Here is a 25,224-nt window from a genome sequence, read left to right as displayed (position 1 = left end):
TAAGGCCCGATCGGGCCGGTTCCGCCAGTGGCCCCGTCGAGGGCTCATAGCCCCCGGAGGGGATGGCGCCCGCCGATCGACCGGCGGGCGCAGCGTCCTCAGGCGCGGCGCATATAGGCCCGCACGGTGAGCGGCGCGAAGATCGCCACGATGACGGCGGCGCCGAGCAGCGTCAGCCAGAACTCGCCGCTGATCGTCGACTGGTTGATGAGCTCGCGCACCGCGGTGATCAGGTGCGACAGCGGGTTGACGTTGGCGAACCACTTCAGGGCGGCCGGCAGCGTGTCCACCGGCACATAGGCGTTGGACAGGAAGGTGAGCGGGAACAGCACGATCATGCCGAATCCCTGCACGCTGGCCGCGGTGCGGGCCACGACGCCGAGCAGCGCGAAGATCCAGCTGATCGCCCAGGCGCAGGCCATCACGAGCAGCCCGGCGACCACCACGCGGCCCAGTCCGCCGGCCGGGCGCAGGCCCAGAAGATAGCCCATCGCGAAGGTGAGCGTGGTCGCGATGGCATAGCGGATGGTGTCGGCCAGCAGCGCGCCGGCCAGAGGTGCGATGCGGGCGATCGGCAGGGAACGGAAGCGATCGAACACTCCCTTGTCCATGTCCTCGCGTAGCTGGGTGCCGGTGACCATCGAGGTGGTGATCACGGTCTGCACCAGGATCCCGGGGATCAGGGCGGGCAGGTACGACGCCACATTGCCGGCGATCGCGCCGCCGAACAGATAGGCGAACATCAGGGTGAACAGGATCGGCTGCACCAGCACGTCCACGAGCTGTTCGGGGTTGTGCCGGATCTTGAGCAGGCCGCGGTAGGCCATGGTCAGTGAATTGCGCACGGTCTGGGCCAGGTCTGCGCGGTTGTGCAGGCCGGTGGCAACCGGCGACGTGGTGACGGTGGGGTTCTCAACAAGTGTGGTCATGCTGCATTCGCCTCCCGGGCGGAAGAGTTGGTGGACGTCGCGGAGGCGTCGGTGAGTGGGGATTCGGTGGTATCGGCGCTGTCGGAAGCGCCATTGGTGGGATTGGCGCTGTGGGTGTCGTGGCCGGTCAGGGTGAGGAAGACCTCGTCGAGGGTCGGCTTCTGCACGCTCAGCTCGACCAGGCCGATGCTGTCGGCGCGCAGCGCGTTGAGCAGGTCGGTCACATGGTCGGGATCGGTCAGCGGCATGGTGAGGCGGCCCGATTCGGGGCTGCGCGAGGCGGCCACCCCGAGCACGCGCTCGATCACCGCCGTCGTGGGGGCGGCGTCGGCCGGCTCGCGCAGGGTGATGATCAGCGAGGCCGAACCCACCGAGCGCTTGAGGTCGTCGGGGGTGTCCTCGGCCACCACCCGGCCACGATCGATCACGGCGACGCGGTTGGCCAGTTGGTCGGCCTCGTCGAGGTATTGGGTGGTCAGCAGCACGGTAGAGCCGCCGGCCACCAGCGAGCGGATGGTGTCCCACATCTGCCCGCGGGTGCGCGGGTCGAGCCCGGTGGTGGGTTCGTCGAGGAAGATCAGCGGCGGCTGGGCGATGAGCGACGATGCCAGGTCGAGGCGTCGGCGCATGCCTCCCGAGAAGTTCTTGAGCGGACGCGCGGCGGCGTCGGTGAGGCCGAATTGTTCGAGCAGTTCGGTGGCCTTGGTGCGGGCCTGGCGCCGTGACAGGCCCAACAACCGCCCGAAGATCATCAGGTTCTCGGTGGCGGTGAGGGTTTCGTCCACCGACGCGTACTGGCCGGTGACGCCGATCAGCTGGCGCACGATGCCGGCTTGGCGTTCCACGTCGTGGCCGAAGATCGTGGCGCTGCCGGCGTCGGGACGTAGCAGTGTGGTGAGCATCGAGATGGTGGTGGTCTTGCCGGCACCGTTGGGGCCGAGCACGCCGTAGATGGCGCCCTGGTCGATGGCCAGGTCGACTCCGTCGACGGCGCGGTTCGAGCCGAACTGCTTGACCAGTCCGTGCGCCTCGACGGCGAGTGTTTCAGTCATGGTTTCTCCTGGGAATTGGGTGTTTTGGGGCAGGGGAACCCCGGGAAGGGGCCTGAGGGCTCAGGCTCGAGGGATAGGGGGTGCGGACGCCATTGGGGCGGGCACGCTCCCCGGCGGGAGACATGCGGCCCTTCGATGGGGCATCGCGGGCGACCGAAGGGTGATCCGGTCGTGGACTATGGGGCGGCCGGAGCGGGTGCTGGTCGCGCTGTGTGGGTCAGTTCCGGCGGCGGCCTCGTCCGCCCGGCCATCCGAAGCCCGGGCCGCGTCCCTGGTAGGGGCCGGACGAGGGTCCGGCCTCGGGATCCCAGCCGTCGTTGTCCACCCAGACCCGGCGCATCGTCTGCAGGTGGCGGTCGATGCCGCCGGGGATCGATGCCTCCAGGCCGTCGATCACCTGGTCGAGCAGGGTGACGAACTCCCGCTGTTGGTCGGGGTCGAGCACGGCGAAGGGATCACCGGGCGCGGCGGGGCGGTCGGAGTCGGCGGCGCGTCCCCGGGCGGTGATCTCCACCACCTGGGCGCGTCGGTCGTCGGGGTCGGGATGCCGGGCGATCTGGCCGGATTCCTCGAGCTTGCCCAGCAGCTCACCCAGCGACTGCGGCCTGATGCCCAGCAGGTACGACAGCTCCTTCTGGGCGATCGGTGAGTGCAGCGCCAGCATGTGCAGCACGCGACCCTGGCCCTCCATCACGCCGCGTCCGCCGCGGTCGCGACGCAGCTGGGCCTCGCTCTGGCGCATCAGCGCGAACAGGTAGACCAGTCGGCCGGTGACATTCGTGGCGACATCGGGCTGGCTGCCCGACTGCCCCCTGGATGCGCCGTCGTCGGAATCGTGCGAGGGGTCGGCGCGCCCGGAGAGGTCCGACCCGGTGGGACGATCTGGCCTGTCTGGACGATTTGGACGATCTGGCCTGTCTGGACGATCCGGACGAACCGGCCTGTCTGGACGGTCCGGCCGATCAGGCCTGTCTGGACGATCCGCCCAATCGGGACGATCTGCACGATCCGTCCCAAAGGGCTGCGCCGAGGCATTGGACCGGTCGGGGTCGTCGTTCCACCAGTCGTTCCCCCGCACGTCGTTGCCCCGGGGGTCGTAGCCTTCGGAACGATGGTTCCGGGAGGCATTCCTCGGGACGCCGTGGTCGTTGCGCGGTCGACCCCGGTGGCGCCGGTTGTGGCCGCCGTTCCCCGCGTTGCCGCGTCCTGCGGACCCGCCGTTCCAGCTGCCTGCGGTGTTCCTGGCTGCCATGGCGTCCTCCCTCCTGAACCAAGCCTTTTGCGAAGGTTCCTTCACATACAATACGCAGGACCCTTCAGAAGTCAACAGGGTCCTTCGTATTTCTTCCGGGGAGCCTCCGGGGCAGCCAGTCGGCGTCGCCACGAAAGTGCTGCTGACCAGCCCCTTCACGGCCGTGACCCGAACCTGCGCGGGCGCGTCCAAGGCTTCCGATCACCGCCACGAGCCCCGCCCGGAGGCGTCCAGGGGGGATCATCCACCCCTGTGACACGCCTGTGCGCGTGCCATGGCGATGGCTTTGTGGGAATCCTCCCGACCATGAGGACCCTCGATGTGAAGTCCGCGCGCCGGGACAGGTAACCTCAGCCCTATGAGAATTGGCATTCCACGGGAGTCCCTGCCCGGCGAACGCCGTGTAGCTGCCACCCCCAAGACCGTTCCCCAGCTGATCAAGCTGGGTTACGAGGTGGTGGTTGAACACGGTGCTGGCCAGCAGGCTTCACTGCCGGACGAGGAGTACGAGGCCGCGGGCGCATCGCTCGGCGACTCGAAAACCGTCTGGGACAGTGACATTGTTCTGGCAGTAAACGAACCGAGCGTCGAGGAGCTGGGTGCCATGCACCGCGGCGCCACGCTCGCCACATTCCTCCATCCGCGAGAGAATCCCGGCCTCATCGAGGCCCTGCAGAAGGCCGGCGTCACCGGCATGAGCATGGACATGGTGCCCCGCATCAGCCGTGCCCAGTCGATGGACGCACTGAGCTCCACTGCGAACATCTCCGGTTACCGCGCTGTGGTCGAGGCGGCCTACGCCTATGGACGCACCTTCGGTGGCCAGGTGACCGCGGCAGGCAAGGTGGCACCGGCAAAGGTCTTCGTGATCGGCACCGGCGTCGCCGGGTTGGCGGCGCTGGGCGCCGCCAACTCGATGGGCGCCGAGGTGTTCGCCACCGACGTGCGTCCCGAGACCGCCGAGCAGGTGGAGTCGATGGGCGCCACCTTCCTCAACGTGAAGGCTCCCGAGGAGGCCGAGCAGGGCGTCAGCTCCGACGGCTACGCCAAGGAGACCAGCGACGACTACAACAAGCGCGCCGCTGACCTGTACGCCGAGCAGGCCAAGAAGGTCGACGTCATCATCACCACCGCGGCCATCCCCGGCAAGCCGAGCCCCAAGCTCATCACCGCCGACATGGTGAAGTCGATGAAGTCCGGCTCCGTGATCGTCGACCTGGCAGCGCTGGGCGGCGGCAACTGTGAGCTCACCAAGCCCGGCGAGAAGTACACCACCGACAACGGCGTGACCATCATCGGTTACACCGACATGCCCAGCCGCCTGCCCACCCAGGCATCGCAGCTGTACGGCACCAACCTGGTGAACCTCGTCCGGCTGGCCACCCCCGACAAGGATGGCAAGTTCGTCGACGACTTCGACGACGAAGTGCTGCGCAACATGACCGTGACGAAGGACGGCGAGATCACCTTCCCGCCGCCGCCGATCCAGGTCTCCGCAGCCCCGACCCCGGCGCCCGCGGCCGCCGCCAAGCCGGCAGCCGAACCCGCCAAGCCCAAGCCCCCGAAGCCCTGGTACTTCCTGTTCGGCATCGTGGGGGCCACCGCAGTGGTGCTCATCGCGCTGCTGACGATCGCACCGACCTCGTTCGTCACGCTGTTCAGCGTGTTCGCACTGGCCGGCGTCGTGGGCTACTACGTGGTCTGGAACGTCTCGCATGCCCTGCACACGCCACTGATGAGTGTGACCAACGCCATCTCGGGCATCATCATCGTGGGCGCCATGCTGCAGCTGCCGAAGGACAATCCGGCGATCATGATCATCGCCGCCCTCGGTGTGCTCATCGCATCGATCAACATCTTCGGTGGATTCTCAGTCACCCGCCGCATGCTCAACATGTTCAGGAAGGACTGATCGGCGATGGTGCTCCTCGAAACTGATTACATCAACAACTTCATCAATTCGACGTTCATCGTCTCGGGCATCCTCTTCATCCTGGCCCTGGCCGGGTTGTCCAAGCACGAGTCGTCCAAGCGCGGTAATGCGTTCGGCATCCTGGGCATGGCCCTGGCGCTGATCGCTGCCGTCGTCTCCATGATCAACGGCGACACCAAGGCAATCGCCTGGGTGCTGCTGGTGGTCGCCATGATCATCGGTGCCGCCATCGGCCTGTGGAAGGCTGCCAAGGTCGAAATGACCGGCATGCCCGAGCTGGTCGCCCAGCTGCACAGCTTCGTCGGCCTGGCCGCCGTGCTGATCGGCATCAACACCTACATCGAGCATCCCGATGCGGACGCCTTCCACATGTATGAGATGTGGATCGGCGTGTTCATCGGCGCTGTCACCTTCACCGGATCGATCGTCGCCTGGGGCAAGCTGTCGGGCAAGATGAAGTCGGCGCCGCTCACCCTGCCGGGCCGTAACTGGCTCAACCTGGGTGGCCTCATCGCCATCATCGCCTTCGGCGTCTGGTTCGCGAACGGCGGCGGCTGGCTGCCGCTCATCCTGCTGACGGTGCTCTCGCTGGCCCTCGGCTTCCACCTGGTGGCCGCCATCGGTGGTGCCGACATGCCGGTGGTCATCTCGATGCTGAACAGCTACTCCGGTTGGGCTGCCGCGTTCAGCGGCTTCAGCCTCGGCCTCGAGGTGCTGATCGTCACGGGTGCCCTGGTTGGTGCTTCCGGCGCCATCCTGTCGTACATCATGTGCAAGGCCATGAACCGCAACTTCGTGTCGGTGATCCTCGGTGGCTTCGGTCAGGAGACCGCGACCGCCGACGCCGGCCCGCAGGGCGACATCCATGAGGTTGACGCCGCGCAGGTGGCCGAGATGCTGAAGGACGCCGAGAGCGTCATCATCACCCCCGGTTACGGCATGGCCGTCGCCCAGGCGCAGTACCCCGTCGCCGAGCTCGTCAAGAAGCTGCAGGCCAATGGCACCGAGGTGCGCTTCGGCATCCACCCGGTTGCCGGCCGCCTGCCCGGCCACATGAACGTGCTGCTCGCAGAGGCCCATGTGCCCTACGACATCGTCATGGAAATGGACGAGATCAACGACGACTTCAAGGACACCGACGTGGTGCTCGTGATCGGTGCCAATGACACCGTGAACCCCGCTGCCATGGAGCCCGGCTCGCCCATCTCGGGCATGCCCGTGCTGCACGTGTGGGAGGCCAAGCAGGTTGTGGTGTTCAAGCGCAGCATGAGCGCTGGCTATGCCGGCGTGCAGAACCCGCTGTTCTTCAAGGACAACACCTCGATGCTGTTCGGCGACGCGAAGGCCTCGGTCGACGCGATCAATGCCGCGCTACCTGCCACGGCCGACGCCAAGTAGGTGCCCGGCCGTCGTGCGGCCTTGAGCTGCCGCGCGCGGCTGGGTTGAAGCAGCACTTGCAATGACGATGGGCCGTTCGCGGCACCATCACTGAGAATGCCAAAAGGGTCCGATCCCCGGGGTGGGGGTCGGGCCCTTTAGCGTGCGGGGGGTCGAAGTGTCACTAAGTGGATGGCTTTGATGCGTCTAATGACCGTAACCATCCACTTAGTGGAGCTGGGGCCCGGGCTGGCGACAACGCTTACAGGGGCGGGGGCTGCCGTCCCACCCCCTTCGGTGCAGGATCGATGCCAACTGCCGGGCGACGCTGCAAGGGCGTGTTGCCACGTCGTGCCAGCCGTAGCGCAGGGTCACGAGCCCGCGGTCGACGAGGTTGGCATTATCGCGGCCCATGTCACGGAAGCGTCGGTGCTCATGGTGGGCGCGGCCATCGAGTTCGATGATGAGGCCGTATTCGGGAATCAGGCAATCGACCCGCGTGCGTCCCAACCACACCTGACGCTCGCCTTCGGGCAGCCCGTGATCCCTGACGACGTTGCGGACGTAGCGGCTTTCAAGCGCGCTTTCGACGCCCGGCAATGTCATGCACATGTCGAGGATCAGCTGACGGTGCCTTTGCCGCGAACGCGCCCGGGCCGCGTCCAGTAGCTGCGTCGAATTGACCCGTCCGGAGCTGAGCGCAGCGGCAATGAGTGCGACGTACCCATCTGCGTCGCAGTCCTTGGCCGCATCAAGTGCGCTCTCCTCAGGCCAGGTCCGCGGTGGGGATCCGTGCCCACGGCGGTTCCCTCGGCGGAACGTCACAGAATGGGGTGCTTTACGAAAGCTCCGGACAGGGGACCATATGACGACGTCTTGGGGTGTCTGCGCGATCAACCCGTCCAGGAAAGCCGCTGCGTGGGAGCCGACAACTGCCCCGGGCCCAACCGCGAGCAGCCCCGTCCATGCTAATCCGGTGGGTGGATGCAGTAGATGCCGCTCGCCGTGCGCGTCCAAGAGGCTGCCAACAGGCGATTGATGGCGGACCGAGTGAGCCCGTGAGCTGCGCACTGGGTCCACGTGAGGCAACCGCCCTGACGGGCAGCAAGCACGAGCAGGTCGGTGCCGGGTTCGATGCGCTTCTTCATGCCCCCAGTGTGGTTGCGGATCGTTCGGATTGTCGGAGGGCGGTGGACCTGTGGATGATTCAGACCACTAAGTGGATGGTTTGGATGCGTCTAATCGCCAAGACCATCCACTTAGTGGCCTATCCCCAACCCTCATCGCGTCTCGCGCATCACCGCTACCACATCGCGGGCGAGGGGGGCGTTCAACAGGGTGTCGATGGGTTCGGGCAGCGCAAGACGCCAGTTGGGGTATTCGTCAATGGTGCCGGGCACATTGGGACGCTCGCGCACCGCGGCGGCGTCGTCGAGGCTGGCAAGCACCACGCGGCTGGGCGACTGGGCCAGCAACCGGTAGCGCGCCACCACGGCGGCATGGATGTCGGCGTTGCTGATGCGGTGCGCCGGCTTGGCGGGGTCAATATGGGCCATCTCGGCCAGCTTGCGGCGGCTGCGCTCGATCTGCGCCCAGTCGGAACGCTTGCCGATGCGTCGCAGTTCGGCGGCATCGGCGCCGGTGAGCAGCCCGGCGATCGTCACCTGGTCGTGCGTGGACGACGTCCCCAGCGCCAACTCGGGGAAGTCCGCGATGGGCGTGCGCACCGCCGAACAGTTCGACAGCATGCCGATGCCGTGCATCGTCTCGCGCATTCCGGGAGCCACCGTACCCATGTCCTCACCGACGATCCAGGCGTTGGTGCGCATCGCCTCCAGGCGCAGGATCGCGAGCAGCGCATGCACCGGATAGTGCACATAGGCACCATCGGCGGGGTCGGCGTCGCGGGGAATCCAGAACAGCCGCCACAGCTGCATCACGTGGTCGATGCGCAGCGCGTGGGTGTGGGCCAGGCCGCGGGCCACCATGTCACGGAAGGCGGCGAAGTCGGTGCGTTCCTCCATCTGCGGGCTGAACGGAGGAAGTCCCCAGCGCTGGCCGTCCTGATTGTGCTCGTCGGGTGGGGCACCGATCTCGAAGTCGAAGCACAGCTGGCCATGGAAGGCCCAGGCATCCTCACTGCCGCGATCGAAGCCCACTGCCAGGTCAGCAATCACATCGACGCCCTCGGTGCAGGCGCGTCCGTATTGCCAGTCGGCCACCCACTGGCACCAGCTGAAGAAATTCACGCGGTCGGCATGTTCGTGGGCGTAGCGGGCCACGTCGACGCCCTCGGGGTTGTGCAGTTCGGTGGGCCAGTCGGGCCAGTCGGGGCTGTCGAGGTCCTCGGCGATGGCCGACCAGGTGGCGAACCGGGTGAGTGCCCGTCCGCGGTGGCGGCGGAACTCACGGAACTCGATGTTGGGCTCGTCGCGCACCGCCTGCCAGATGCGTTCCAGCGCCTCCCGCTTGAGGGCCCACACGGCGGTGCGGTCGATCAGCCGCTCATCGTTGAGGGCGCGCCCCCGTGCCGACAGGTCGGACAGGTTCACCCGCTCCGCCCCCGGCGCGAAGCCGGGTGCGATGTGCAGCAGGTTGAGGAAATGGCGGCTCGCCGGCGAATAGGGCGAGTCCTTGGGATGGGAGACCGGCGCGATGGCATGCACCGGCGACACCTGCACGCACTGGGCGCCCTGCTGGGCGGCGATGCGACAGATCTGGCCGAGGTCGCGGAAGTCGCCGATGCCCCATGAATCGCGGGAGCGGGCGGCATAGAGCTGCACCTGCCAGCCCCATGAGCGTTGCGGTTCACGCAAGTGCTCGGGGGTGGCGATGACCAGCCGTCGGACGCCCCTCACGGTGTACAGCACGTGATAGCCCGGCGCGTCGACGATGCCGTGGGCCTGCACCGGGCCGCCGTCCTCGGGCACGAGCGTGCCGAACAGCTCGGGGTGGTAGCGCCCCGGCGTGCACACCAGCGCCGGACCGATGCCGCGGGGCAGTGAGTCCTCGAAGGCGGCACTGACCAGTTCGAGGGTGGCGGTGGGCACGCGGATCTCCCGGCCGGCGGCGTCGATGTAGGTGCCGTTGACGCCCAGCGGCATCAGTCGGCGCAGGAGCGCGGCGCGTTGGACAGGGTCGTCGGGGGCCGGCCGGATGAAACGGGGATGGTCGGGCTGTTGGCCCCGGGCGCCATCCGGGGACGCCGGGGTGCCGGGCTTCCTGTGCGTGGACACCCTTCCAGCGTATGCGGAAATGCTCGACGACGATCGCGCCGTGATCGGCTCAGCTGCCCGGCGATCCGGCTCACTCGCGCGTCAGGCGCGGCTCGGCTTCCAGGGCGGTGATGCGGCGGTACAGGCGGGTGATGATCTCGGCGTTGTCCAGCGCCATCTGCGCCATCACCAGGTGGTCGTGGGCGTGCACCAAGAGCAGGTCGACGGCGGGCTGAATGTCGCGTCGGTGCGCCTCGGTGAGGGCCTTCTGCACTTGGTGGGCGCGGTCATAGCTGCCATGGGCCTGCTCGATGAGCGATTCGGCGTCGACGAAGCCGCCGCTCTCGGCCGCGGCGATGGCGCGCATGGCCAGGCTGCGTGCTTCGCCGGCCAGGGCGATCATGCGGAAGGCGAGCGTCGAGGGCGTGCCGGAGGGATCGTTGAGCGCCACCAGATCAGCCGGCGGGAGGTCATCTGGCAGGTCGCGGTAGTTGCCCGCATCGGGCGTCGACGCGGATGCGTTCGTCGGGCTTGCCGACGCGTCGACGGACCGGTCTTCTGTGTTGTCGCCCATGGCATTCAGCCTAGTCGGGGGCCGTGCGTCGGTACCCGGCGAGCGGTGGCGCGACGCTCAGCCGATGAACTTCTTGTCGCGGCGCAGCTCGGCGTAGACCTCGCTGAACAGGCGGTCGAACTCCTTCTGCATGCGGGCGGAGCTGGTGGCGGCGAATTCGGTGGCACCTGCGCCCTCCACCTTCACCAGGGTGCCGCCCGTGGCGGGGGCGAAGCTGACGGTGAACCGGTCGCCGTAGGTGAGTCGGCTGCCCTTCGAGGTGAGCTCCACCACATGGTGCGCGGCGTCGTGGTCCTTCTGCGTGAAGCCACTGTCGTCGCGTGCGGTGGCCGCGAGGACGGCGGCGAAGGTGTCGGCAGGCCTGGCCGCATAGTGCCGTTGGCCGTGGTGTTTCCTGCCGATCCCGAAGAGCGCCATGCGGCAACGCTATCGCCGTCGACGCAGCGGCCCGCAGGCAGGACTGGGCCATCGACGACCTCCCGCGCGCGAGCCCATGTGGGGATCGTCGGACGGTTGCTTGCGCCGGCGTCCGGGCGGGGTGCTAACGTCTGGGGCAATAAGCAAACACGTGCTTCGGGGTCGGTGTAATTCCGAACCGGTGGTGATAGTCCACGACCCGTCACGCTGCGCAAGCAGGGCGACGGTTGATCTGGTGAAACTCCAGGACCGACGGTGAAAGTCCGGATGGGAGAAGTTCACGTGACGCCGCGAGGCGTCGGGCGGTCCATTGGTGGGCTGCAGGCGCATCCGGCGTTGGGTGCGCCCCTTCCTGGGTGGTTGCACAACAAGCCCCGAGGCCTGTCCTTGGGAGGGCTTCATGGGCGCTCATCGTCCCGGCAATGGCAGTGGACGCGCCGGCGTGCGCCGTAGCGCACAGTCGCCGTTCACCCCGGCATCGTCCCCTTTTGGTGCAGGACCTGATCGCGTCGCGGCGTCGGGCCCCGGCCTGCCCGACGACGGCGAACTCTCCACCGAATGGGCCCTCTCCACCGAACGGGCGCTGCCCGACAGCCGGGTACTGCCCCGCGAACTGGCGGCGCTGCGTCGGGCCTTCGAACTGTCGGCCCGCGGGCCGGCCGACGACCCGAATCCGCGCGTCGGTTGCGTCCTGCTGGCCCCCGATGGCGGGGTGATCGCCGAGGGCTGGCATCGCGGCGCCGGCACCGCCCATGCGGAGGCCGCCGCACTGGCGGCCGCGCGAGCAGCGGGGAGCGATGTGCGCGGCGCCACCGCCGTGGTCTCGCTGGAGCCGTGCGCCCACTGGGGACGCACCGGCCCCTGCGCCGTGGCCCTGGCCGACGCCGGGATCACCCGGGTGGTCTTCTCGGTGCCCGACCCCAACCCGGTGGCAGCGGGCGGCACCCAGGTGTTGCGCGAACGCGGCGTCGAGGTGATCGGCGGCGTGGCGGAGGCGTCCGGCCGCGAGGCCCTCGGCGACTGGCTGGCCCGCCAGGTGGCGCCGCTGCCCGGCGAGGTGGGGGCGCGTCCGCAGGTGCTCGTGAAGATGGCAGCCACCCTCGACGGCCGGGTCGCCGCTGCCGACGGCACCAGCCGCTGGATCACCGGCCCCGCCGCCCGCGACCACGCCCACGGGACGCGCGCCCGGGTGGGCGCGATCGTGGTGGGCACCGGCACGCTGCTGGCCGACGATCCGGCACTCACCGCCCGGCTGCCCGATGGCTCGCTGGCCGACCACCAACCCCTGCGCGTGGTGATGGGTACCCGCCCGGTTCCCGACGACGCTGCGGTGCGCGGTCCCGGCGGTGCCCTGCTGGCATTGCGCACCCATGACCCCGCCGAGGTGTTGCGCGAATTGTCCTCGCGCGGCGTCCGCGAGGTGCTCATCGAGGGCGGACCCACCATCGCGTCGGCATTCCTGGCCGCCGGCCTGGCCGACGAACTGCACGCCTACATCGCCCCGGCCCTGCTGGGTGCCGGCGCCCAGGCGGTATCGGGTCTGGGCATCAGCACCATCACCTCGGCGCTGCGCTTCCACATCGTTGACGTGCACCGGCTGGGGGACGACCTGCTGGTGGTCGCCCGTCCGCGTCCACCGGGCTGAGTCGGCGTCATAAGCCCTTGTCAACCGCAAGTTCTCGACCCATCCCGTTTTCAACCACCAACAGTTTCGCTCACACAGACAGGATCACCATGTTCACCGGAATCATCGAAGAGATCGGCACCATCGACACCAGCGCACCCGCCGAGGGAGGCGGTGCCCGGCTCGCGATCCGCGGGCCACTGGCCGTCAGCGACGCCACGCCCGGCTGCTCGATCGCGGTCAACGGCACCTGCCTCACCGTGGTCGACCTGCCCGGCGACGACAGCTTCGTGGTCGACCTGATGCCCGAGACGCTGCGTCGCACGTCCCTGGGGCGGTTGTCGCAGGGCTCGCAGGTGAACCTTGAGCGGGCAATGCGTGCCGACGCGCGTCTGGACGGCCACCAGGTGCAGGGGCATGTCGACGGCCTGGCGACGCTGCTCGAGCGCACCGACGCCGACGGCTGGGTGGAGCTGGAGTTCGGGGTGCCCGATGCGCTGGGTCCGCTCATCGCCGAGAAGGGGGCGGTGGCGCTCGACGGGGTCTCGCTGACCGTCACCCACGTGGGGCCGGCGTCGCTGGGGGTCGCGCTGATCCCCGAGACCCTGCGGATGACCACCCTGGGCGGGCTTGAGGTGGGCGATGTGGTGAATATCGAGGTCGATCCGGTGGCGCGCTATGTGGAGCGCCAGTTGCAGGCGGCCGGCCTGGTGGGTTCGGTGGCCGACGGGGTCGCCGCGGGCGCGTTGCAGGAAGCAGGGGTGCAGGCATGAACACGATCGCTGAGGCGCTGGAGCAGTTGCGTGCCGGCCGGCCGGTGCTGGTGGCCGACTCGCAGAGCCGCGAGAACGAGGTGGACGCGGTGTTGTCGGCCGAGCTGGCGACGCCCGCGACGGTGGGGTGGATGGTGCGCCACACGTCCGGATATCTGTGTGCGCCGATGACCGGTGAGCGTGCCGATCACCTGGGGCTTCCGCTGATGGTGCCGCGCTCCCAGGACACACTGCACACTGCGTACACGTTGAGCGTGGACGCTGCGTCCGGTGTGACCACGGGGATTTCGGGTCATGACCGGTCACGCACCGCGAACGTGCTGGCCGATCCGGCCGCGACGCCGGCCGACCTGGTGCGTCCGGGGCACATGTTGCCGCTGCGTGCGGTGGCCGGCGGGGTGCGCGAGCGCGGCGGGCACACCGAGGCATCGGTGGAGTTGTGCGCGCTGGCCGGATTGGCGCCGGTGGGCGTGATCTCGGAGCTGGTGCACGACGACGGTTCGATGATGCGGATGGCCGATGCCGAGCCGTTCGCCGCTGAACAGGGCCTGGTGCTGGTGACCATCGAGGCGCTGATTGCCGAGTTGGACGCCCGGGGCGCTGCGCCGTTCTCGTCGCCGCGTGCGGTGGGGGAGTGGAACCCCGATCGGGTGACGCGGGTGGCGCAGGCGCACCTGCCCACGCGCCATGGTGACTTCACCGTGGTGGCCTATCGCGACCTGCGCACCGGTGCCGAACACCTGGCGCTGAGCGCGGGCGCCGTCGCCGAGGCGCTGGATGGGCCGGCGCGGGGAACGTCGCAGCAGAGGGCGCCACAGCAGACGGCACAGGGCGCGTCCCAGCAGCCGGTGCAGGGCGCGTTGCAACAGACCGTGCCACAGCAGGGGGCGCCGCTGGTGCGGGTGCATTCCGAGTGCGTGACCGGCGACGTCTTCGGGTCGCGCAAGTGCGACTGCGGGGCACAGCTTGATCGTGCGCTGGAACTCATCGCGGCGCAGGGCGGCGTGCTGGTCTACCTGGGCGGCCATGAGGGGCGCGGCATCGGGCTGGCGGAGAAGATCGCCGCCTATGCCCTGCAGGAGGGCGGCGCCGACACGGTGGAGGCGAATGTGGCGCGTGGTTGGGATCCCGACCTGCGCGAATACGGTGCCGCGGCGGCGATCCTGCGCGACCTGGGCGTGCGGCAGGTGCGCCTGCTCACGAACAATCCCGACAAGGTGCAGGCGCTTGCCGGCCAGGGGATCGGCGTCGATCAGGTGGTGCCGCTGGTGGTGGGCGTCACGGCGCAGAACATCGACTACCTGCGCACGAAGGTGGCCAAGATGGGCCACCTGATGGACGTGGAGTCGATGCTGGGTGTGGTGGACGCGGGCGATGGCCCGGTCTTGGGAAGGCATGCGGGCCAAGGCCCGGTCTCAGAGAGGCATGCGGGCGGGAGCCCGGTCTCAGAAAGGAGGGCCTCATGAGTGGGGTTGGCGCACCGGCGTTGTCGGTGGATGGAAGTGGCATGCGCATCGTCGTGGTGGCGGCCAGCTGGCACACCACGGTGATGGAGGGCCTGCTGGGCGGCGCGTTGCGGGCGTTGGCGGCGGCGGGGGTGGCGGACCCGCAGGTGGTGCGGGTGCCCGGTTCGTTCGAGTTGCCGGTGGCCGCGATGAAGGCGGCCTCGGCAGGCGCCGACGCCGTGGTGGCGCTCGGCGTGGTGATTCGCGGGGGCACGCCACACTTCGACTATGTGTGCCAGGCGGCGACGTCGGGGCTCACCGAGGTGGCCCTGCAGACGCGCGTGCCGGTGGGCTTCGGCGTGCTCACCTGCGACGACGAGGCCCAGGCGCTGGCGCGTGCCGGACTGCCCGGATCCACCGAGGACAAGGGTGCCCAGGCCGCTGAGGCCGCGATCGCGACGGTGTTGGCGCTGCGCGAGTTGTGAGGGCTGCGGCCTCGCGGGACATGACGGGTGAGCGACCGGACTTTCCCGGTCGGAGCCATTAGCGGCACTGGGTGGGCAGTTGTGCGGGAATGACGCCGCACAACTGCCCACTGTGGCGATGTTCGTCCGCCGGCGGGGTCGGTCACCGGGGGCCGGTCACCACCAGCCGATCACCTTGAACCATGCGCCGCCGACCACGAACCAGATGAGCAGCGAGGGGATGGAGCACAGGAAGCTGACGCCCCACCAGCGTCCGGTGGAGTTGTAGCCCGAGCCGAACAGGGCCGGGCCGGGGCCGCCGGAGTACTGGGTGAGCCCCATGCTGAGCAGGGCCGTATAGGCCAGCGACATGGCCGCGAGCATGGGCGGCGCCCCGAGGGCAAGCGCCGTGGCCAGGAAGGCCGCGTACATCGCGGAGATGTGGGCGACCGCCGAGGCGAAGAAATAGCGGGTGTAGAAGAACACGAGGATCAGCACTACCAGGCCCATGTGCCAGCCGATGCCGCCCACGCCGCGGGCGATGCCCTTGGCGATCCACCCCACGACGCCGTAGGTGTTGAGCGCGCCGGCCATCATCACCAGCACGGCGAACCAGAAGATGGTGTTCCAGGCGGCCTTCTCCTTGATGATGTCCTCCCAGGTCATGATGGAGGTGACCATCAAAATCGCCAGGCCGATGAATGCCGACACGGTGGCATTGATTCCGAATGCCATATCGCCGACGATCCACAGCAGCAGGAGCAATACGAAATCGGCCGTCAGCACCTTTTCGGCGCGTGACATCGGGCCCATGTCCTTGAGATCACCGCGGGCGAAGGCCGCGATTTCGGGGGAGTCCTTGATTTCCGGCGGATAGATCTTGTAGAGGAAATAGGGAAGTGCGATGAGTGCCACCAGGCCCGGCACGATCGCGCCGACGAACCACGACGTCCAACTCATGTGCACGCCCAGGTCGCCGGCCAGCGAGGCCATGATCGGGTTGCCGGCCATGGCGGTGAGGAACATGGCGCAGACGATGGTGTCGATCTGCGAGATGGCGATGGCCAGGAACGATCCTGCCTTGCGGGCCGTCGGCCCGGGTTCGGACCCGTAGGCGGTCGCCACCGACTGCATGATGGGGTACATGATGCCGCCGCCGCGGGCAGATGCCGAGGGGATTCCGGGCCCCAACACGAGGTCGGCGAGCGCGAATCCGTAGGCGACGCCGATCATCTTCTTGCCGAACACGGAGATGAAGAACAGCGCGACGCGTCGTCCCAGACCGGTCTTGATCACGGCCCGGGAGAGCAGCATGGCGATGCCGATGAGCCAGATGGTGGAGTTGGCGAAGCCGGAGAGCATGCCGACGTCGCCCTTGCCGGGCACCACCGGGGTGAGCCCGAACAGCCCCGAGATGGTCGCGCCACCAGGCAGACCGCGCCCATCGGCATCACCTTGGCGATGATGGCGACGATCGTGGCCACGAACAGGGCCAGCATGTGCCAGGCGCGCGGCTCGAGGCCGCCCGGAGTGGGGATGAGGAGCATTCCCAGACCGATAATCACCGGGATGAGTGCGCGTTTCCAATCAAAGAATATCTTGACGCGCACCGGCGCAAGGGGCGGCGTCTTCGTTGGCTTTTCCGGAATTGTGGACGCTGTTGAGTTGTTGTCGTGGGTGGTCATCGTCGGGTCCTCCTTGGGCAGAGGATGTGTGGGTTAACGCGACTACGACACACACGTTACCGCCAACCATTGGAGAATTTCCGCGAAATGCCGTGGGTGGTGAACGATTTCCCTACCGGCGTGATGGGCCTTGCGGGGTGGGGTGGCTGGTGGCTCGGTGCGGCTGGGGGCGGGGCACCGCCGAGGTCGTCGTCCAGGCGTGAAACATCGACTCAGTGGGCAGTTGTGCGGCGTCATTGCCGCACAGTTGACCATTTAGTGGACGATCAGGGCCTCGGGAGCCTGATCCGGGGCCCGGGTGCAGCGCGGATGCGGCCCGGACGTGGATCCCGCCGAGGTCGTCGTCCAGGCGCGAAACATCGACTAAGTGGACAGTTGTGCGGCGTCATTGCCGCACAGTTGACCATTCAGTGGGTCCTGGCACCCGGGCAGGGCGATCTCTCCGGGGCCACCCGATGCGCAGGACCCCGCAGCGGCCTACGAGTTCGTCTCGACGTCGACCGCAGCAAGCAACTCGGCAATCTCGGGATTGGCTCCGGGGTCAATCGGCTTCAGTTCACGGGCGGCGCCCTGCTGGATGCACACCAGTTCCGTGGACGCATCGTTGAGGATCTGGATCGCGTTGGCGGTCTGCCACTGGATGCCGGTCAGCGAGCCACGCGTGAACGACGCGGCCAGCACCGCCTCGGCGGACACATGCCCGTAGGCGTCGGGCCGCGTCTGGCGGAACGCGACGATGTGCACGCTCCCGATCGCCGGGGCCGTGGCGAGGGCCTCCTTGACGGTCACCAACACATAGCCGCTGACCATCAACAGGTAGAGGTCATTGAGCTCGGTCTTGGTGGCCTTCTTCAACGACGGGTTCCCTGCGGCGGTCGTGCCGGGCATGCGGGTCGGCACGACGTCGATGCCGGGCACTTCGACCGTCAGGGACAACTCGTCCCCGTGGACGCCCACGGCGGCCGCAGCTGCCTCATTGTCCTCGAACGCTGCCCCCAGGGCGGCCATCACCGTCGCGGGATCATTGGCCACCAATCCGGTCCAGAAGCTGTCCCACGCCTGCTGCAGTTCCTGGCGGTCCGCCTCGGCTTGCGCGATGAGCTGCTGGCGCTCCGTCTCGACCAGCTGGGGAATCTGCGCCCGGGCCTCGCGTCGCTGGCGTCGTTGCAGGATGTTGAACTGCGAGACGACCTGTGTCTCGTACTTCTGCGCCAAGGTGTCGGCTGACGGGACGGCGGGCCGGGGAATCTGCGGGTGGGTGGCCACGGTGAAGTCTTCGCGGTGCAGGGACAGGATCTTCTGGATCGCTTCGGCAAGCGCGCGGATCTGCTCAGCCTTCGATGACCCCTGCAGGCCATTCGTGGCTCCCCGCAGCTGGCGCGATGCCGACGAGGTCGAGGTGCCGCGCCCGCCGCCGCCGAGCGGCGCGTAGACCGTCAATGGTCCGGCGCCGGTCGAGATGCCGGCGCGGCCCGTGCCGAAATGGACGCGCGCAGCCCGTGGGCCAACGCTGACCCGAAGGCCGCGACTGGAGGCCCGCACCCGCACGCCCTTGCTCATCCTCATTGAAAAGCCCATGGCGGCATCTTCTCATCGGGCAACGCCTTGGGGATATCCCCCTCGGGGAGAGCCTGGCCGCCCGACCTGTCGGCCGGGTGCTCGTACAAAGGGAGCACCGTGCGATCAATGGCTCAGGGAACTGGTCGGGCGGTCCTCGTCGAAGGGTGGCTCCCCGGGCCCCCAGAACGAGTCGTTCAAGGGACCATGCCAGCCGTCCATGTCGGACAGGAGGACCCGCGCTGCGTCCACGCGCAATTCGAGCATGACGCCGGGTTCGAGCTGCCGCAGGCTCCGCAGGTCGGGCTTGCCCATCCCGGACGGGCCCAGCGACCAGTAGGCCCACACCGGCCAACGCAGCGAGGGGTCGGGACGGGGATCGCGGTGGTCGATCCGTTCGGCCATCCAGTCATAGGCGCGGGCAAATTGCGCACGCAGGTCTTGGGGGGCGGCGGTGGGTCCCTCCTCCACGGCGGGCCAACAGTGTTCCTCGCGTGGCCGGTAGACCTTGCCCGATTTCAGTATCTGCCACACGCTGCGATGCTGCATCGACCACAGGGTGATCGGTGAGGGGAGCGTTCCGTGCAGCTGGATCTCGGGCCTTGACCCGCGATCGTGGACACGGTGTCGGTTCGGTTATGCCGCTTCCGTGAGGGTAGCGGGGCCTTGACCCGCGATCGTGGACACGGTGTCGGTTCGGGGTTATGCCGCTTCCGTGAGGGTAGCGGACGCGGTCGCCGCGTAGGCGGCTTCGTAGGTGCTCGGGCTGATGTGGCCGATCGCGGAGTGGCGCCGTCGGGTGTTGTAGCGGTTCGCCCACCGGAACACGGCCCGGTAGGCGGTGGCCTGGTCGGGGAACGCTGAAGCGCCTTCGAGGAGCTCGCGTTTGAGCGTCGCGTTGACGCTCTCCGCAAGGGAGTTGTCGGCGCTCGTGCCCACCGCACCCATGGACTGGGTCACGCCCAGGTGCTCGCAGAGGGTTGCGTAGGCCTTCGAGGTGTAGACGCTGCCGTGGTCGCTGTGGAAGATCGCGCCGGCCAGCGTCCCGCGGTCGCGGGCCGCGGCGCGGAGTGCATCCTCGACGAGTTCGGTGCGCATGTGGTCTGCGATCTGCCAACCCGCGAGCTTCCGGGAGCCGAGGTCGATGCAGGTCGCGAGGTACAGGTTCGACCCGTCGGCGATGGGAAGGTAGGTGATATCGCCGACATACCGGCGGTTCGGCTCGCCGATGGAGAAATCCCTCCCGATCAGGTCGGGGAAGCGGCGTCCGGACTGGTCCGGGATCGTGGTCTTCACCCGCCGGCGTAGCCGGATCCCCGCGAGCTGATGCGCGCGCATCACCCGGGCGACCCGCTTGTGGTTCACCCGCTCGGCAGCGGTGACGCCGTCGTTGAGGTCGGCGGTGATCCGCGGTGCCCCGTAGGCGCGGTCGCCGCCCTGGGCGGGGTCCTGCAGCACCCGGATCCGCGCGGCGAGGGCCGCGTCCTCGGCCGCTCTCGCCGCCCGTCCCGGGGCCGCCGCGAGCCAGGCGTAGAACGACGACCTCGCGATCTCGATGACCTCGCACAACCGCTTCACGCCGTAGGCGTCCTTGTGGTCCTCGACGAACTGGAAGCGGTTCACCAGTTCGTCTCCCCGGCGAAATACTTCGCCGCCTGACGGAGGATGTCCCGCTCCGTCTCGAGCTTCAGCTTCTCCGCCCTCGACTGGGCCAGCTCGGCCTCGAGCCGCGCGATCCGCGCTGCCTGGGACTCTGACCGACCCGACGTGGGCGGCGACATGCTGTCGGCGGTCGTCGTGCCCGAGCCATGCTTCTCGACCCACTCCCGCAGCGCGCCGCGGGAGATACCCAGGTCCGCTGCGATGCCCTTCAACGTCCCGCCGGGCGTGGACTCGTACAAGTCCACCGCCCGCTGCCGGAACTCGTCCGTGTAGTTCTTCCTTGCCATCCCTTGAATTCTCGCTTCCCCAGCGCCGTGCTGGAATCAGCGTGTCCAAGATCAGGGGTCAAGCGCCGATCGTGATGCAGGAACTGAACTCGATGATCAGTTGATCCAGACTGACGTCTTTTGTCGCCACCGACCATATGAGGTGTGCGGCATGGTCCTGACTCATGTCGAGCACTGCTCCGTTGATCTCCAAGAACAGCAGGGCCGACTCCAGAGCCAACCGCTTGTTGCCGTCCTCGAACGCCTGGGCCTCCGCGACACCGAACGCCAGACGGGCGGCCTTCGCCGCCAACGTGGGGAACGCCTCGTGGTCATCGAACACTGCAAATGGAGCAGCCCCCGGCCTCACGCCTCCACACCGGCGTCGACAACGTCATGACCAACTACATCTAGGTCCTCTCTCATCCCGAGGGTCCCACACCACACGCCGTCCCTGTCGCCCACACCCCTGCCCCGGTGGTCCAAGGGTGGCAGGGATGATGGAAAAAGGTGGCGTGAACGCCATACCGCCCGAGGTCGTTCGGTATGGTGCCAAAGGTGAGCGTCTCGGAGGAAGAACTGCCGACAGGCGATGAGCATCAGAGGTCAGCAGAAGCAGTGCCCGATCCCAATGTCCCGACGATGCACGTGGTGGCCATTCCCGTCGTCAAGGACGGCATCACCACGCTGAAGGAGCGGCGCATCCACGAGCTGTTCCCGGCCTATCTCGAGGTTCGCCGACTCGCCGCCTCGATGAATCCAGGGGAAGAAGTCCGGCCGGACTGGCACGAGGTGGCCCGTCTCCTCGACATGCCCGGCGGGCCGCCGAACAAGCCGAACTACCGACCATTCTCCTCCACGAAGAAGAAGAGCGAAAGCGGCTACTGGTACAACAAGAACCTCGCCGGCAGTTACGCGCCCAGCTCGATTCGCACCACTGCAGGATTCATGGTCGATGATGGAAAGTACGTGCTTCCCGTTGACCACGCGACTCAGGCGCTCGCGAAGCTGCTGTACGGGAAGCGAGTGCCCGCATGGGCCCTCGCTGCGTTCTATCTGCGTAACGACGGGTTCGTGTTCGCCGGTGATGGTGGCCTCAGCGAGCTGATCTCGGCATTCAAGCACGAGTTCGCTTTCGACCAAGGAGCCGACTTCGGCATCCTGTTCGATGACGCGGCACCTGATTCGCCGCCGGCGACGTGGTTTGAGCCGTTCACGCAGCCGGAAGAGGTATCGGACGCTGACAGTGGAGATGGTGAGCCTGATGACTGATGTGGACCTAGTGAGGGATGTGAGGTCGCTGAGCGCCGACGACCTCGACATCGGCTATCGGCACCACGCCTCCGAGTCCCACGGTTCCAGCGCACCCGACGCCCCACTTCTGGAGGCCGACGATCCACAAATCGTGGAGATCACCCGGCTCGTGGCACGATTCGGCGGAGTGATCCTCACCGGACCTCCCGGAACAGGGAAATCGTGGCTCGCCGGACGGGCCGCCGATGTCCTCACCTCCGGCGACACCACCAGGCGGGCCGACATCCAGTTCCATGCTTCGTACCAGTTCGAGGACTTCATGGAGGGTTACCGGCCCAAAAAGAACGGCACTGGGTTCGAACTTCGACCTGGCGTGTTTCTCGAACTCGTAAACAAGGCCAGGGCCGACCGGAAACATCCCTATGTGCTAGTAATCGATGAACTCAGCCGTGCGGATGTTGGCCGGGTGTTCGGCGAGGCCCTGACATATGTGGAGCGATCCAAGAGAGACCAAGAGTTCACCCTCCCGTCGGGGGAAAAGACCTCGATACCTCCAAACATCGACATTATCGCCACGATGAACCCGCTTGACCGTGGCGTCGATGAGGTGGACGCCGCCTTCGAGAGGCGATTCGCGAAGATCAACATGCCTCCAAGGCGTGATCTTCTCGACGCGATCCTCCAGAATAACCACTTCAACGACGATGCGATGCGAAGAAGACTGCTGGCATGGTTCTGGGATATCAACAAGTTGGCCCGTCAGACTCCGGCAGCCGCCATCGGGCATGCATACTTCTCCGACGTAGTGGATGCGGAGACCCTCAGGAACGTCTGGGAGTATCAGCTTCAGTACCACGTGGACAGGGCATTCAAGTACGACCAGCAAGCCCGTGACAAGATCGTCAATGGCTGGAACCAGGTCGTCGGCCTGACAGATGCTGGAGGTGCTAGCGGCTCGCAGACGGAATCCGACGCGACATGACCATCAGCCCGGTTCCTCGGCTGGATCAGCCCGGCCGTATTATCATCCCCTGCTACGAGTACGACGAGATCAACATCGACCCCGATGAGGTACTTGGGCCTGACGGCCGCCTCAATATCATTGACGGGATACAGGAGAAGTATGTCGTCATCGACTTCAAGCACGGGCATCTTCGGCTAAGAGCAAGGGGTTGCTCTGGGCTCATTCCCCTGACTGAGCGGATCACTCTCCAGGTCCGGCCACGATTCCCCATCAGGAACCTCACCCACATCGTGAACATGTGCGGGCGCACTCCGATCGCCATCCCGGCGTTGCGCCGCTACGAGCCGTCAGACGACACTGGCGAGTGGCTCGTGGATGTGATGGCTGATGCGTTACTGGATGCATTCGACATCATCACCTCGAATGGGCTCCTGCGCCGCTACCACCGCACAGTGGAGAGCGGCTCATACCTACACGGACACCTTGACGCCACAGACACCATGCTCCGATTCGCCAGTCGCGGGATCACCCATCATGCCCAGTTTTCCTGGTTCGAGCGTTCAATTGACAACCCACCCAACCGGTGCTTGAAGGCAACCCTGCTGGCTCTTCACCAGAGGTACGCGGCGCAAGCGCAGTACAGCGCGCAGTTCGAAGAGCAGCGCGGCACGCGGATTCGCCGTACTGGCGCGGCGCTCCAGATTCTGAAAGAGGTTCCGATCACCGACCGGCGTTCCTTCCTGGAAGATCCACAGGTCCGCGGCCTCACGCCGCTGCCAGAACCCCGCGCCTACTACCGGCCAGCCCTCGACCTGGCTTTCGCGATCCTCACCGACCGGGGCATCACCCTCAACTCTCGCGACGCTCGCGTCGAGGACCGGCCCGGGAATCCCATCATGTCGACACTCCTCGTGAATACGGAAGCCCTGTTCGAAGAGTTCGTCCGCCTCTCTCTCCAAGAAGCCTTCGCAAATGTGCCGGGCCTTGCAGTCTTGGACGGAAATAAGGACCCCGGCCGCAAGATGATCTACCAAGAACTAACCGACAAGCAGCATGAATGTCTACCGGATTCGGCCATCCCTATCACCAAGCGATCCGAGAACATGACGCCCGATATTGTCTTCCAGCACGAGGACGGCACATATCCGCTCATCGCAGACGTCAAATGCACCAAGGTACACGACTACATGGAGCGCTCAGAACTCGAGCAGGTGATGACGTACGGCCATCGCTACCGCAGTCCCATGGTCATGACGATTCATCCCCGAACACAAGAATCCCAGCCGGGTCTCTTCGTGGAGGGGCGTGTCGGGACGACGCTCGCCCTTCAGTACCGTGTCGATCTCGACGCGGAGGACTTGGACGAGGAGATGCAGACGATGGCGTCACAGATCCGGGAGCTCATCTCCGCGTGATCGGCGCCCGTGCTTCCTCGCCGGATGAAGACTTGGTTCCGGTGCGACGGGCATCAGGTCGACACCGATCGCGTCACAGCCCATGTTGTTGGCAGCGGTCAGTGTTGTCCCAGTTCCCACGAACGGGTCTAGGACGCACCCACGAATGGGAGTGCCATGGCCGCAGTCTGTCCAGCCCACGGTCTCCTTCTTGGCGAAGGTGAACTCCCGGAAGTATCCGCCCAGGGCAGCTTTGGCCTCAGCCGCGAGCCGTTGGACCCTCACGGAGTTCCGTCCGGTGCCGCTCTGGAACTTAGTTGCCTTGCCCACATCGGAGACCCCGGTCGCCTGGATAGCGCGAATGTGCTCAGCCGTCAGGCCATGCTCTTTGGCGAGCTCGGCGGCACGTCTGGCCTGCGGCCGGCTCATGTCGAGCTGGTCGGTGCGCTCCACAACCCGCACCCGAGGCTTCCCGCAAGTCGCGCAGACTTGGGGAGGGCAGCCCAACATCACAGCCCTGCGGACGAGCTCTTGCGGGAATGGCGCGAGATGGCGACCCATGTTGCGCTCGGGGTTGATGTGCCACACATCCCCCGGATTAGCACCGTTCCCCATCTCCTCCGAATAACCGAGCAGATCGTAGTAATAGTTCGGTTTCAGCGCCAAGTGGATCACATACTCGTGTCGGTTGGCCAGCCGGTTCCTCGCAGGCTCGGGCATCCCCCCGTCCTTGGTCCAGATGATGCGGTTACGGATCAGCCATCCGCGCTGTACAGCCCCGAACTCAACCAAGCCGGGGATACCCATGAGGGATCGGTGATGGTAAGTGTCACCGATGTTCAGGAAGACCGACCCCGTGGGGCGCAGCACACGCCTCCACTCGTCCAGGCACTGCATCATCGACTCGACATATGCCTGCGGAGTGGCCTCCTGACCGATCTGATCGGGATGCCCGTAGTCACGTTTCCGCCAGTAGGGCGGTGAAGTGACGACAAGATCGATCGAGTTGTCGTCGACGCCGGTGTCTCGGGCATCCCCGGTGATGATCAGCCGCTTCGGCGGGTCGAGGTGCTTCTCCCACTCTTCCAGACCGCTGATCCCGACCACCGAAAGGTTACGGCGCCGGCCGGGCTGCCCGTCCTCGGCCCGCTGAATCATGGACACCTACTTCTCCTTCTTCTGAGCTTCCGCTGGTCTCGTCGCCAGAGACCTGCCCAAACCGGACCTGTCGCCGATCGACACCTGACTATGGCTACGCCCTTCGCACCGTAACCCGTTCTAGTAGCTACCACGAGCCTCTGACACTCAACGGGCTCTTCGCGATCCGGGGTGTAGCGGGGGGTTGAGTCTGGCTGGCGTGTCGGGGTGGGTGTGAGGGTCGGGGTCT

Annotated in this window: 24 protein-coding genes and 1 riboswitch; of the genes, 9 read left to right on the top strand and 15 right to left on the bottom strand. The window is 66.9% G+C overall.

Annotated elements, in window-relative coordinates; genetic code table 11:
• Positions 1-98: 98 nt before the first annotated feature.
• From RM25_RS10020 to RM25_RS10010, 3 genes are all read right to left on the bottom strand, one after another.
• A complete protein-coding gene (locus RM25_RS10020) occupies positions 99-929 on the bottom strand; it encodes an ABC transporter permease (protein WP_013161993.1) in 831 nt (276 codons plus the stop codon).
• Positions 926-1,981, bottom strand: coding sequence for a daunorubicin resistance protein DrrA family ABC transporter ATP-binding protein (locus RM25_RS10015; RefSeq protein WP_044636410.1), 1,056 nt, complete (start codon positions 1,979-1,981; stop codon positions 926-928). The genes RM25_RS10020 and RM25_RS10015 overlap by 4 nt, the downstream gene beginning before the upstream one ends.
• 217 nt (positions 1,982-2,198) lie before the next feature.
• Positions 2,199-2,723, bottom strand: a complete 525-nt coding sequence (locus tag RM25_RS10010; protein WP_048735524.1) for a MarR family winged helix-turn-helix transcriptional regulator — start codon at positions 2,721-2,723, stop codon at positions 2,199-2,201.
• A gap of 868 nt (positions 2,724-3,591) precedes the next feature.
• Between RM25_RS10010 and RM25_RS10005 the strand changes: the two genes are divergently transcribed.
• The gene (locus RM25_RS10005) at positions 3,592-5,145 is read left to right on the top strand and encodes a Re/Si-specific NAD(P)(+) transhydrogenase subunit alpha (protein ID WP_013161990.1); all 1,554 of its coding nucleotides are present in this window, start codon (positions 3,592-3,594) and stop codon (positions 5,143-5,145) included.
• Positions 5,146-5,151: 6 nt separating this feature from the next.
• On the top strand, positions 5,152-6,564 hold the full coding sequence (gene pntB / locus RM25_RS10000) for a Re/Si-specific NAD(P)(+) transhydrogenase subunit beta (protein ID WP_013161989.1): 1,413 nt from the start codon (positions 5,152-5,154) through the stop codon (positions 6,562-6,564).
• Positions 6,565-6,771: 207 nt separating this feature from the next.
• On the opposite strand, the gene RM25_RS12385 is transcribed toward pntB, so the two are convergent.
• The 5 genes from RM25_RS12385 to RM25_RS09975 all read right to left on the bottom strand — a co-directional run bounded on the left by RM25_RS12385 (position 6,772) and on the right by RM25_RS09975 (position 10,749).
• Positions 6,772-7,155, bottom strand: coding sequence for an endonuclease domain-containing protein (locus tag RM25_RS12385; protein WP_080516153.1), 384 nt, complete (start codon positions 7,153-7,155; stop codon positions 6,772-6,774).
• Positions 7,156-7,511: 356 nt separating this feature from the next.
• Positions 7,512-7,691: a type IV toxin-antitoxin system AbiEi family antitoxin domain-containing protein gene (locus tag RM25_RS09990; RefSeq protein ID WP_013161987.1), complete on the bottom strand. Its 180-nt coding sequence runs from the start codon at positions 7,689-7,691 to the stop codon at positions 7,512-7,514.
• A 132-nt stretch (positions 7,692-7,823) separates the two neighbouring features.
• Positions 7,824-9,779 (bottom strand): 4-alpha-glucanotransferase, encoded by a 1,956-nt coding sequence (gene malQ, locus RM25_RS09985; protein WP_048734267.1) that lies wholly within the window; start codon positions 9,777-9,779, stop codon positions 7,824-7,826.
• Between the two features lie 70 nt (positions 9,780-9,849).
• Complete coding sequence (locus RM25_RS12030; protein WP_048734264.1) at positions 9,850-10,332, bottom strand: PTS lactose/cellobiose transporter subunit IIA; 483 nt, start codon at positions 10,330-10,332, stop codon at positions 9,850-9,852.
• Positions 10,333-10,389: 57 nt separating this feature from the next.
• A complete protein-coding gene (locus tag RM25_RS09975) occupies positions 10,390-10,749 on the bottom strand; it encodes a hypothetical protein (protein ID WP_036943446.1) in 360 nt (119 codons plus the stop codon).
• Between the two features lie 148 nt (positions 10,750-10,897).
• Positions 10,898-11,032: riboswitch (FMN riboswitch) on the top strand.
• A gap of 117 nt (positions 11,033-11,149) precedes the next feature.
• Here RM25_RS09975 and ribD point away from each other — a divergent pair.
• From ribD to ribH, 4 genes are all read left to right on the top strand, one after another.
• Entirely contained in the window at positions 11,150-12,394 is a 1,245-nt protein-coding gene (gene ribD, locus RM25_RS09970; protein ID WP_052809189.1) for a bifunctional diaminohydroxyphosphoribosylaminopyrimidine deaminase/5-amino-6-(5-phosphoribosylamino)uracil reductase RibD, read from the top strand.
• A gap of 89 nt (positions 12,395-12,483) precedes the next feature.
• On the top strand, positions 12,484-13,146 hold the full coding sequence (locus RM25_RS09965; RefSeq protein WP_013161982.1) for a riboflavin synthase: 663 nt from the start codon (positions 12,484-12,486) through the stop codon (positions 13,144-13,146).
• A complete protein-coding gene (gene ribB, locus RM25_RS12025) occupies positions 13,143-14,612 on the top strand; it encodes a 3,4-dihydroxy-2-butanone-4-phosphate synthase (protein ID WP_013161981.1) in 1,470 nt (489 codons plus the stop codon). Before RM25_RS09965 ends, ribB begins: the two co-directional genes overlap by 4 nt.
• A complete protein-coding gene (gene ribH / locus RM25_RS09955) occupies positions 14,609-15,076 on the top strand; it encodes a 6,7-dimethyl-8-ribityllumazine synthase (RefSeq protein WP_036943453.1) in 468 nt (155 codons plus the stop codon). Before ribB ends, ribH begins: the two co-directional genes overlap by 4 nt.
• A gap of 156 nt (positions 15,077-15,232) precedes the next feature.
• Here the strand turns inward: ribH and RM25_RS09950 are convergent, their stop codons facing one another.
• From RM25_RS09950 to RM25_RS09925, 6 genes are all read right to left on the bottom strand, one after another.
• Positions 15,233-16,441: a DASS family sodium-coupled anion symporter gene (locus RM25_RS09950; protein ID WP_257009027.1), complete on the bottom strand. Its 1,209-nt coding sequence runs from the start codon at positions 16,439-16,441 to the stop codon at positions 15,233-15,235.
• Positions 16,348-16,602 carry an anion permease gene (locus RM25_RS13305; protein WP_257009063.1) on the bottom strand — a complete coding sequence of 85 codons (255 nt, stop codon included), beginning with the start codon at positions 16,600-16,602 and terminating at the stop codon, positions 16,348-16,350. Before RM25_RS13305 ends, RM25_RS09950 begins: the two co-directional genes overlap by 94 nt.
• Before the next feature lie 615 nt (positions 16,603-17,217).
• Positions 17,218-18,318 (bottom strand): DUF4236 domain-containing protein, encoded by a 1,101-nt coding sequence (locus RM25_RS09945; protein WP_144406066.1) that lies wholly within the window; start codon positions 18,316-18,318, stop codon positions 17,218-17,220.
• Positions 18,319-18,423: 105 nt separating this feature from the next.
• A complete protein-coding gene (locus RM25_RS09940; RefSeq protein WP_044636406.1) occupies positions 18,424-18,846 on the bottom strand; it encodes a DUF3841 domain-containing protein in 423 nt (140 codons plus the stop codon).
• A gap of 153 nt (positions 18,847-18,999) precedes the next feature.
• Positions 19,000-20,246 (bottom strand): IS3 family transposase gene (locus RM25_RS09935; protein WP_413540870.1). Its coding sequence is split into 2 segments (ribosomal slippage): positions 19,000-19,931 and positions 19,931-20,246, totalling 1,248 coding nucleotides; the frame shifts between segments, so codons are not numbered across the junction.
• A gap of 58 nt (positions 20,247-20,304) precedes the next feature.
• The gene (locus RM25_RS09925) at positions 20,305-20,595 is read right to left on the bottom strand and encodes a type II toxin-antitoxin system death-on-curing family toxin (RefSeq protein WP_413540869.1); all 291 of its coding nucleotides are present in this window, start codon (positions 20,593-20,595) and stop codon (positions 20,305-20,307) included.
• 188 nt (positions 20,596-20,783) lie between these two features.
• On the opposite strand from RM25_RS09925, the gene RM25_RS13015 reads away from it, so the two are divergent.
• From RM25_RS13015 to RM25_RS09910, 3 genes are read left to right on the top strand one after another with little or no spacing between them, the layout of a single operon-like run.
• Positions 20,784-21,497 carry a hypothetical protein gene (locus tag RM25_RS13015; protein WP_196488151.1) on the top strand — a complete coding sequence of 238 codons (714 nt, stop codon included), beginning with the start codon at positions 20,784-20,786 and terminating at the stop codon, positions 21,495-21,497.
• Positions 21,490-22,461 (top strand): McrB family protein, encoded by a 972-nt coding sequence (locus RM25_RS09915; protein WP_048733859.1) that lies wholly within the window; start codon positions 21,490-21,492, stop codon positions 22,459-22,461. The genes RM25_RS13015 and RM25_RS09915 overlap by 8 nt, the downstream gene beginning before the upstream one ends.
• Positions 22,458-23,858: an McrC family protein gene (locus RM25_RS09910; RefSeq protein WP_044636404.1), complete on the top strand. Its 1,401-nt coding sequence runs from the start codon at positions 22,458-22,460 to the stop codon at positions 23,856-23,858. Before RM25_RS09915 ends, RM25_RS09910 begins: the two co-directional genes overlap by 4 nt.
• Here RM25_RS09910 and RM25_RS09905 read toward each other — a convergent pair.
• Positions 23,829-24,995 (bottom strand): DNA-methyltransferase, encoded by a 1,167-nt coding sequence (locus RM25_RS09905; RefSeq protein WP_048733857.1) that lies wholly within the window; start codon positions 24,993-24,995, stop codon positions 23,829-23,831. The two genes, RM25_RS09910 and RM25_RS09905, sit on opposite strands and share 30 nt — an antisense overlap.
• Positions 24,996-25,224 lie beyond the last annotated feature (229 nt).

The organism is Propionibacterium freudenreichii subsp. freudenreichii (assembly GCF_000940845.1).
Classification (GTDB): domain Bacteria; phylum Actinomycetota; class Actinomycetes; order Propionibacteriales; family Propionibacteriaceae; genus Propionibacterium; species Propionibacterium freudenreichii.
The sequence above is the reverse complement of the archived record's forward strand: the minus strand, read 5'-3'. Positions and strand labels throughout refer to the sequence as shown.